The following is an 8,594-nucleotide window of genomic DNA, read 5'->3' as shown; positions in this document are numbered from 1 at the left end:
GAGGAGCGGGGGGTGGGGAGTGGGAAAGAGGAGGCAGAATTTCTTTAATTTTGAATTTTGAATTTTGAATTTTGAATTGATTTGTCTCCCCTGCTTCTTTTCTAAGGAACTGAAAGCAGAGTCAAAATATTTTGCTGCACCATCTCTGGTGACTGGTCGCCGTTGATGGTCAACAAGCAGCGACGACGGTCGTAATATTCAAGTATTGGAATAGTGCGATCGTAGAATAATTCTACACGGCGCTGCACGATTTCTGGTTGGTCATCTGGTAGCGATCGCCCCAAGGATCGGCTAACCATGACAGCTTCTGGAACTTGGAGATAAATTGCCCAATCTAGCTTTTGCCCTAAATCATCCAATAAAAAATCTAATTCTTCAGCTTGGAAAGCAGTACGGGGATAGCCCTCTAAGACCCAATCGCAGTTAATATCTGGTTGTCTGAGGCGAATTTGGATCAATTCAATGATCATTTCGTCTGGAACTAACTCCCCTTTTTGCATATAGGGCCGTGCGTGGTAGCCTAGTTCACTCAGGCTAGCGTAAACCGAAAGAGAAGTCCGAGGATCGGCTTCCGACCATCGAAATTCCGGCAGGGGCTGATCGCCAGATATTGCTGACCGTAAAATCTCACCTGTAGAAATCACAGGAATATCAAAGTATCTGCAAAGCCTTTGTGCTTGAGTGCTTTTCCCCGATCCTGAACCTCCCAGAATCACCAATCTCACAACAATTCACTCCTCATCCTGTCAAATTCACTACTTGCTAAGTCTGTTTTGCCCAAACAACCGGGAAATCTAACATTTAGCGATTTTCAGACGTTATACCCAGCTTTTTTAAATAATTGGAACTCTAACTCATGTGTTTTCATTTTTACAACTACTTTCAGAGAAAAAACGAAAATAACTCTTGACTTCAGCACAAACGTAGTGTTTGACTAAGAATGCAATTTGCCAAATCCACCACATCTCTGAAAAACAGATTGATTATACAGGCAGATTTGTAATAAGTACCGCCAGCACAAACATTTAATTTATTGTAACTTTTTGAACTTCACCCTATGGTTGCCCAGCTAGAAACCCCAAGTATAAATTCAACCCTTACCTTACCATATCCAGTTGAAGGACTAGTGCAAGTTTTCACTAGCTCCAATCGCAACTTTTTTACAAGCGTGATAGCTCAATCACTGAGAATAGCTGGACAAGGAACGCCAGTATTAATAGTGCAGTTCCTCAAAGGAGGTATTCGTCAAGGACAGGATCGACCCATCCAATTAGGACAAAATTTAGATTGGATTCGCTGTGATTTGCCTCGTTGTATCGATACACCACATTTAGACGATACGGAAAACCAAAGCTTACAAAATCTGTGGCAATATACACAACAAGTAGTCAGTGAGAGTAAGTATTCTCTCGTTGTCTTAGATGAGTTAAGTTTAGCGATTAACTTTGGTTTAATTCCTGAAACCGAAGTTTTAGCGTTTCTGGCAAAACGCCCTCCCCACGTCGATATCATTCTCACAGGGCCAGAGATGCCAAAATCTCTCTTAGATGTGGCAGATCAAATTACAGAAATCCGTCGGAGTTATCGACCTTAAACAAAATACTCAATTCAGGATATCCTAGTAATTCGGTTTGAATTAGCTGTGAAGTTGTGATTAAAAACGATATCTGGATTACTGAAATGGCTCAACAGGGTCTGATTTCGCCCTTTGAGCCAAGTTTAATCCGAAAAGTGCAAACAGATGAGTCTGTAGCGGTTCAACCTGTAATCAGCTATGGTTTATCTTCTTATGGCTACGATATACGCCTTTCCTCGGCTGAGTTCCGCATTTTTCGCCACATTCCCGGAACTGTAGTTGATCCTAAAAACTTTAATCCCCAGAATCTGGAGCCAACAGCACTGCACACAGATGCGAATGGCAGTTACTTTATTTTACCTGCTCATTCCTATGGACTTGGGGTTGCTCTAGAAAAACTAGAGGTTCCTGAGAATATTACAGTAATTTGCATAGGTAAAAGTACTTATGCACGTTGTGGGATAATAGCAAATTTAACGCCTGCTGAGGCTGCATGGCGGGGTCATCTAACTTTAGAATTTTCCAATTCTTCCAGCGCTGATTGTCGCATCTATGCTAATGAAGGTGTAGTGCAATTACTATTTTTAGAAGGCGAACCATGCGCTATTAGTTACGAAGCACGTCAAGGTAAATATCAGGATCAACAAGAGATTGTAACTCTGGCTCGTATGTAGTATAAAATTATACTAAATTATATTTTTGCAGTAATTCCGGTTGAGCCAAAACCACTCGTGCCTCTAGATGCATGAGTAAGGCTATCAACTTCTTCAACTTCAACCGAATCATTTGAATATTCATATTTAGGAATAATCACTAGTTGATTCAGTTTTATAATTTTTACCTTCATCACTCTTAAATTTATCTCCTAGCCTTTAACAATGTATGCTTTTACAGATTTTTTACTAAAGAGGTAAGTATGTCATTGCTAACAGATACTGATTTGGAAATAATGAAATGCTACACTCCGCAAGAGTGGCAGAATCAAAGCGATGTCCAACCCAAGATTTATATTAATCCATTTTCCCCAGATAGTTTAACACCTATAGGATATGACTTAAGAGTAGGTGATAGTTATGCTTCTGCATCCAAAGGAGAAGAAATGATTGTGAATATAGATTCTCCAGTTATTATTGAACCGGGAGATACATCTCTAATTACTACTTTTGAAGAAATTAGAATGCCAAAAAACCATAAATTTTCAGGAATAATATTATCTAAAGTATCTCAAGTTTCAAAAGGTTTATCTTCTATATCTACAACCATCGACCCTGATTGGTCTGGTCAGTTTTTAATAGTTGTACATAATCACTCTAGAGAAAGTATAACTATAAATTTTAAAGAGCGATTGTGTACAGTTCTGTTTTTTGAAAATAGATCGGCTTCTACACAAGAATCTGGACATAAATCTGGAAGAAAAGATATTTTACTTAAAAAATTTTCGGACGGTGCTAGAAAATCACAATTGGAAAGAGACAAAGAAAAAAGTATCGAAAGGGATAAAAAGAAGCAAAAAAAGAAAACAGAAAACTTTTTTCAACTCCTTGCCTCTTCTGGTATTATCCTAAGTTCTTTGATTATAGGTTACTTATTTTTCAAGAAAAAACCTGAGTTATTTATAACTACAATAGGAGTTGGTGTTGCCATCTCACAAACAGCTTTAGTAATTATTACAAATATTTTTAATAGCGAAGATTAATGTACATAATTACCTTGAATAAAGTTAGTTAAAGTCTACTTTGGAATCAAATGGGTTTTGAGCGGCTTGTCTTGTTCATACACTAGACCTTGGCTCATTGACAAAACAACTTCTGCTTTCTGTAACTCTGTCCCCAAATACATTGCATGTTCAACTTGCAAACCTGGACAATCCGCTGCTATTTGACGAGAAAGTAGACTTGCAGATTTACCTGAGTAACAATTAACTACTTCTCCAGATCCAGGCGTAGTGTGTTCTACCAGAATTGTGCCATCCTGTATGCTGATCAGAAAGTTTCCTGAAGGATCAGCGTAATCTTTTTGCTGAAAAATTTTGGAGTACTGATCTTGAATCAGCTTGTCAGCGTTTTCAAAACAATCATCATAAATATGGGCACTTTGGCTAATAGTAATTAATGGCCCCATTTTTAGTTGATGCGTTGATTGTTTAGTAACTGCTTCCCAAATATATTTTTGCAAAGCTCTTAACCCCATAGCATTAGCAGGCCATGCTGAAAACATATCATTACTGCGGAAAGTTGCTGTTAAAGAAAGTTCCTGATCAACAACTCGTATCCAAATGTGATTAAGGCAAGGTGGACTATCGTTTAAGAGGAGGTCATTACGCACATCCCACAGGGACATCACTACCCTAGCTGAATCAATATTATCTGAAAGTTTTTTAATTACTGCTTCAATTTGATCAATTTGATCAAACCCTGAACGGAGGCGTTGACCATATGTGTACTTTACTCCTTCTTCACTGTAAGAGACATCATCTAAAATTTCCGATGTATAAGGATTGATAAAAGAGCGATCAAATGGCAAGTAATTCGGTTCTGGAAAATGGAAGTTATCAGGCTCCTCTGTAACAATTGCCATCAAGTCAATTAGTTCTTGCCATTGTCCATCATGAAGCGTAGGACGAATTGTGCCAGTCGTCCTAATGCGATGGATAATTTTTACCCAAGTTTCAGCTATATTCTTGCCTTCAATTCGGTGCCCGTAGCGTGGACCAGGTAAAACAGTTGATTCAACAGTTGATATCTTGTCAAGCTTTAACGGTATACCCCACGGCTCAATTACTTCCCGTTCGGCATAGGATTTAACTTGATTAACTGCATCAGTAATTAATTTGGCTTCTTTACACTCTACAGAGTCTCGCAATTTTTCTAGAGTGCTCTTATCTATTTCAATATCAATATAACTAACAATGTCAGAGTCAGGGTCAGAGCTAATTTTCCAACAGCGCCGTCCAGTATCGCTTTTACCTTCTTCAAATCCATTGCAGAAAAAGTCCAGTAAACACTGACACGCACCTGCGTTCTTGTCTTCTTTAGTAGCGTTTAGAACTACTAAATATCTAACATGGGGATTATACAGTAAATTGCGAATTAGCAAGTTTATCCCCCTTGTAGGCGAGTATAACTGCCCAATTACAGCATACTCATGCGGTTGTAGGTGTTTAGCGATCGCCTGCTTCACCGTCCACCCTGTAATCACTGCTGTTTGCCCATTTCCATAAATCAACTGGTTGGGTTTGTACAGTGCTGTGTACTCGAATTGGGTTGCCTGACCCGTTTTTTTCATCGTTGATTAAAGTCAAAACAACTGACTAGCATAACATGCAATCACAATTAATGTTTGAAAAGTTCATTCTTGGGATTGACTTGAGATGCAGGAGATACTACAAGCGATCTATTTACAAGTTAGTTGAATTTCTCATAAATGTTACAATCGCTCTTTTCCCAGCTACAGCTAGGTTTATGCCTCCCACCAGTGCTTCCTCCACAACCCAATCGCTATTTATGCTTTACAAATATTAATATTATTGTTACACTTGTTTACATAACAGAGAAGACAGGGAAAAATCCATGCGTACAAACACTGCTATAATTGATGAGCAAGGCAAACTGAACAACTTTGCGATCGAGCCAAGGGTTTATATAGATGAGCAAGGCGATCGCACAGGTTTCACTCCTTACGCAGAACTGCTCAACGGTCGTTTAGCAATGATTGGTTTTGTCTCTTTGATAGCATTAGAAGTATTCACAGGACACGGTATCATTGGTGTTTTGGCAAGTCTGTAAAAACTAATTTCTGTAATATAACTCTCAACAAATGTCAGAGGATGTTTGAAAAGTATTAGACGAATATAATTCGCTACTACACAAAGCTTAGTCCACCTCCGTGGACTAAGAGAAAATCAAGGGTTTTAAATCCACGGAGGTGGGTTTTGCCTGTATAGCCGCGACTTCTAGTCGCCAGGGCTAGTATACTTTGCGAGTTTTCCAACATCCTCTAAGAGACGGTAAATCTACCGTCTCTTAATTTATGGAAAACTTAGTGCTAGAGTAAAAATATACTGATAGCAAAAGCCGTTAGTTATCAGCGTAAAGTTATCAGGTAAATTATGGCTTTAACTGCTTCAACTATGTTGCCGCTAGGCACAAAAGCACCAGATTTTAATCTACCGGAAGTGGTATCTGGAAAGGCAACTTCACTTTCCACCTTTGCAGATAAAAAAGCGCTGTTGGTAATGTTTATTTGTCGGCATTGTCCGTTTGTAAAACACGTCCAAAAAGAATTAGTGCAGTTAGGAAAAGATTATTTTACAAGTGATTTAGCGATCGTTGCCATTAGTGCTAACGATGCAAAAAATTACCCAGATGATGCGCCAGAGTCGTTACAAGCATTTGCCACAGAACTAGGGTTTAATTTTACCTTATGCTACGACGAGAGCCAGGAAACGGCAAAAGCTTACACAGCAGCTTGCACACCTGATTTTTTTGTATTTGATAGCGAACGCCAACTTGTTTATCGGGGACAATTAGATGATAGCCGCCCCAGTAATGGTAAACCCGTAACAGGCGCAGATTTACGCGCAGCCATTGAAGCAGTGCTAGCGGGTAAACCTGTTACGAGTGAGCAAAAGCCGAGTGTTGGTTGCAATATTAAATGGAAACCTGGAAACCAACCCAGTTATTTTGGTTGAAAGAAATTGGGCATGGGGCATGGGGCATTGGGGGGATTGGGCATTGGGCATTGGGCATTAGTTATTCTTTCTCCCCCTGCTTCACCTGCTCCCTCATCTTGCCACTCCCTACTCCCTACTCCCTACTCCCCACTCCCCACAACTATCAGTGTTTAATTTCCAAATTAAGTATGTAGCATCCCAGTTGGACTTTTTCTGCCCACAATTCATATTCCAGACGCAAATGTTCTGGCAAGGGATGTCCGTTGAGAGTTAGGCTACTAGTAAAATTTCGTAAACGAATAGGATCGTTAGGTTGCAATGACTCTGTTGGCAACCAATAGCGGCTAATGCCATAAACGCCCTGTTCCCAAAAGTGACGGTAACTCACTTGAGCGTTACCTTGCATAGTCATGATCACCCGGTAAGGGGAAATCTCTAGCCACAAAATCCTGGGACTGTTAGGGGCGTAAGTTTTGCTCTTACTTTGGGGAAGTGTGTCCTCTGGACTTAGGACACTCTCTACTTCGCAGCTAATTAGGGGCGGTGCAGTTAATAGCAAATGGAACCGATCAGTGTCTTTTTGATACAATGTCCCGGCAGTTTCGACAACAGACCAGATTGGTAGGTCAGTGGAAATAAGTGATAAGCACACGGGCTTGCGGTGATGGGTCAGCATGGGAGCGATAAGGGCTAAAAGCTATTGAACAAAGTGAAATGAACACTCTAGCTGTCTAATAGGTCAGGGTAGGAAACTAAATAGTAAAGCAGGCTTAATATTAATGAATCCGCTGATTTGTTAATAAGCTACACAAATTCGGATAGAAACAGATAGAATGTCAGCTTACATAGCAAAAACGGTACTTTTTCTAAAGATAGCTAATTCGTAAGTAAAGCTTGTAAATATTCTAAGGCTATAGCCTCAAAACAGTGGGAGTCGTTTTAGATGCTGAGAAACCTTGTTGAGGGAGACTTCCCGTAGATTGGAGTAAGTTTCATACAAGCAAAAAGCGATAGGATACTAGGCAGGAAGTCACCAGCAGCGACAAACAAAGTCACTGCTAAACTTCTGGTGTATTCAAAAGCCAGTGTATCCTAATGTCGGCTTCTGTTATAACCGTAGAAACTCACGAAGACCTCTCTCACAAGTTAATTATTCAGCGGCCCCCTTTTGGGCTATCTTTACAGGGTCGCATCCGGGTGGCTGGGGATCTTCACCATGCTCTAATGTTGGGCGCTCTAGCCGAAGGTGAAACCGAAATTTAGTAACTTCTCTTAGGAGAACAACCCCGCAGCACTGCTAGTTCTTTTTCCAATTAAAAAATATTCAACCTAATAGAGTGCGTTAAGTAGAACACTTTAACGTAGCACTTATTATACAAATAAATCGGCGTAAATATTTGTCGTTAGTCAATAGCTTTCGACTATTCAGCATTGAGGATTTTTGGTACTTTGAAAAATTCGCGTTCCTGTTCAGGCGCACTGTTGAGAATACTTTCCCGGTCTGGATAGGGTTGCAATTCATCCTCCCGTGTAATGTTGCTGACATCAATTGCCCGTGTTGTTGGGGCTACATTACTGACATCAAGTTCATTCAACTGTTCAATATAATCCAGAATACTTCCCAACTGGGTAGTGAATTGTTCCTCTTCTTCTGGAGTCAATTCTAAACGGGCAAGATTAGCTACTTTGTGAACTTGTTCTTGGTTAATCATATTTTTTTAGTTATGAGTTAGGAGAGTAAGGAGTTAGGAGTTAGGAGTGAATGATTCATAATTCCTAACTCTTCACTTTTAGAAGAATACGTCAATTTGCGATCGCCCAGTGGTTTTTAGCCAGTTTTGGGCTTCGATGTAGTTATTGGGAGCCATGCGAATAGCTCGAATCCAATAGTCTGCTGCTTGGTCAAACAGTGCTTCGCCAGCTTCGTTATCTCCAGCTTCTTTTTCCTTCTCACCTTGGTAGTGATAAATCACGGCGATGTTGTTCAAGGCTTGGGGTAGGCGTGGGTTTAACTCAATTCCCTGGTGATATAGTTCTAAAGCTTTTTCGTGGTCGCCATTGCTGGCATAGATTAGCCCCATATTGTAGAAAATATAGCCGCGATCGTTGGTATCTTCCTCTAGTGTTAGAGCTTCTTCATAGTATTCCAATGCTTCAGCATATTCCCCTTCTGCTTGGGCTGACATGCCATCTCGATAATAAACAAACGCTTCTTTAGCTTTTTTGTTGGTTGGCAGGATCTTCAAGATGATATCCGCCATCACTGTAAAGGATTTGTCAATAAAATTATCGTTTTTTTGCGTTCTTGGCATATTTGTTTCTGGGTATTGGGGATTGGGGCATGGG

Annotated in this window: 10 protein-coding genes and 1 pseudogene; 6 read left to right on the top strand and 5 right to left on the bottom strand. The window is 40.1% G+C overall.

What is annotated here, in order from left to right; all coding sequences use genetic code 11:
- Positions 1-101: 101 nt before the first annotated feature.
- Entirely contained in the window at positions 102-725 is a 624-nt protein-coding gene (locus HWQ41_RS23710; protein ID WP_292768384.1) for a nucleoside monophosphate kinase, read from the bottom strand.
- 332 nt (positions 726-1,057) lie between these two features.
- On the opposite strand from HWQ41_RS23710, the gene HWQ41_RS23705 reads away from it, so the two are divergent.
- From HWQ41_RS23705 to HWQ41_RS23695, 3 genes are all read left to right on the top strand, one after another.
- Positions 1,058-1,594: a P-loop NTPase family protein gene (locus HWQ41_RS23705; protein ID WP_292768382.1), complete on the top strand. Its 537-nt coding sequence runs from the start codon at positions 1,058-1,060 to the stop codon at positions 1,592-1,594.
- Between the two features lie 86 nt (positions 1,595-1,680).
- Positions 1,681-2,250 carry a dCTP deaminase gene (gene dcd / locus HWQ41_RS23700; protein ID WP_292768389.1) on the top strand — a complete coding sequence of 190 codons (570 nt, stop codon included), beginning with the start codon at positions 1,681-1,683 and terminating at the stop codon, positions 2,248-2,250.
- Positions 2,251-2,492: 242 nt separating this feature from the next.
- Positions 2,493-3,272, top strand: coding sequence for a hypothetical protein (locus HWQ41_RS23695; protein WP_292768380.1), 780 nt, complete (start codon positions 2,493-2,495; stop codon positions 3,270-3,272).
- A 35-nt stretch (positions 3,273-3,307) separates the two neighbouring features.
- Here the strand turns inward: HWQ41_RS23695 and HWQ41_RS23690 are convergent, their stop codons facing one another.
- The gene (locus tag HWQ41_RS23690; protein WP_292768378.1) at positions 3,308-4,861 is read right to left on the bottom strand and encodes a thymidylate synthase; all 1,554 of its coding nucleotides are present in this window, start codon (positions 4,859-4,861) and stop codon (positions 3,308-3,310) included.
- A gap of 284 nt (positions 4,862-5,145) precedes the next feature.
- Between HWQ41_RS23690 and HWQ41_RS23685 the strand changes: the two genes are divergently transcribed.
- Together HWQ41_RS23685 and HWQ41_RS23680 are read left to right on the top strand one after the other, a co-directional pair.
- Positions 5,146-5,361 carry a chlorophyll a/b-binding protein gene (locus HWQ41_RS23685; RefSeq protein ID WP_292768376.1) on the top strand — a complete coding sequence of 72 codons (216 nt, stop codon included), beginning with the start codon at positions 5,146-5,148 and terminating at the stop codon, positions 5,359-5,361.
- A gap of 323 nt (positions 5,362-5,684) precedes the next feature.
- Positions 5,685-6,266, top strand: coding sequence for a thioredoxin family protein (locus HWQ41_RS23680; protein ID WP_292768373.1), 582 nt, complete (start codon positions 5,685-5,687; stop codon positions 6,264-6,266).
- Positions 6,267-6,411: 145 nt separating this feature from the next.
- Here HWQ41_RS23680 and HWQ41_RS23675 read toward each other — a convergent pair whose 3' ends face one another.
- Positions 6,412-6,924: a hypothetical protein gene (locus HWQ41_RS23675; RefSeq protein ID WP_292768371.1), complete on the bottom strand. Its 513-nt coding sequence runs from the start codon at positions 6,922-6,924 to the stop codon at positions 6,412-6,414.
- Positions 6,925-7,343: 419 nt separating this feature from the next.
- Between HWQ41_RS23675 and HWQ41_RS23670 the strand changes: the two are divergent.
- Positions 7,344-7,508, top strand: a pseudogene (locus HWQ41_RS23670) (3-phosphoshikimate 1-carboxyvinyltransferase); the annotation flags it as partial.
- 161 nt (positions 7,509-7,669) lie between these two features.
- Here HWQ41_RS23670 and gatC read toward each other — a convergent pair.
- Positions 7,670-7,960, bottom strand: coding sequence for an Asp-tRNA(Asn)/Glu-tRNA(Gln) amidotransferase subunit GatC (gatC, locus tag HWQ41_RS23665; RefSeq protein WP_292768369.1), 291 nt, complete (start codon positions 7,958-7,960; stop codon positions 7,670-7,672).
- A gap of 78 nt (positions 7,961-8,038) precedes the next feature.
- Positions 8,039-8,560, bottom strand: coding sequence for a photosystem I assembly protein Ycf3 (locus HWQ41_RS23660; protein ID WP_292768386.1), 522 nt, complete (start codon positions 8,558-8,560; stop codon positions 8,039-8,041).
- Between the last annotated feature and the right edge of the window lie 34 nt (positions 8,561-8,594).

The sequence above is a fragment of the Nostoc sp. NOS(2021) genome (assembly GCF_017115025.1).
Classification (GTDB): Bacteria; Cyanobacteriota; Cyanobacteriia; order Cyanobacteriales; family Nostocaceae; genus Nostoc.
Note: the sequence above shows the minus strand (reverse complement) of the source record. Positions and strands in the feature narration are given on the sequence as shown.

Excerpts from the sequence above, each read along its gene's own strand:
- HWQ41_RS23690 (WP_292768378.1), bottom strand. The coding sequence starts at position 4,861 with ATGAAAAAAACGGGTCAGGCAACCCAATTCGAGTACACAGCACTGTAC.
- HWQ41_RS23675 (WP_292768371.1), bottom strand. The coding sequence starts at position 6,924 with ATGCTGACCCATCACCGCAAGCCCGTGTGCTTATCACTTATTTCCACT.
- HWQ41_RS23660 (WP_292768386.1), bottom strand. The coding sequence starts at position 8,560 with ATGCCAAGAACGCAAAAAAACGATAATTTTATTGACAAATCCTTTACA.
- HWQ41_RS23680 (WP_292768373.1), top strand. The coding sequence starts at position 5,685 with ATGGCTTTAACTGCTTCAACTATGTTGCCGCTAGGCACAAAAGCACCA.
- HWQ41_RS23705 (WP_292768382.1), top strand. The coding sequence starts at position 1,058 with ATGGTTGCCCAGCTAGAAACCCCAAGTATAAATTCAACCCTTACCTTA.
- HWQ41_RS23695 (WP_292768380.1), top strand. The coding sequence starts at position 2,493 with ATGTCATTGCTAACAGATACTGATTTGGAAATAATGAAATGCTACACT.
- gatC (WP_292768369.1), bottom strand. The coding sequence starts at position 7,960 with ATGATTAACCAAGAACAAGTTCACAAAGTAGCTAATCTTGCCCGTTTA.
- dcd (WP_292768389.1), top strand. The coding sequence starts at position 1,681 with ATGGCTCAACAGGGTCTGATTTCGCCCTTTGAGCCAAGTTTAATCCGA.
- HWQ41_RS23685 (WP_292768376.1), top strand. The coding sequence starts at position 5,146 with ATGCGTACAAACACTGCTATAATTGATGAGCAAGGCAAACTGAACAAC.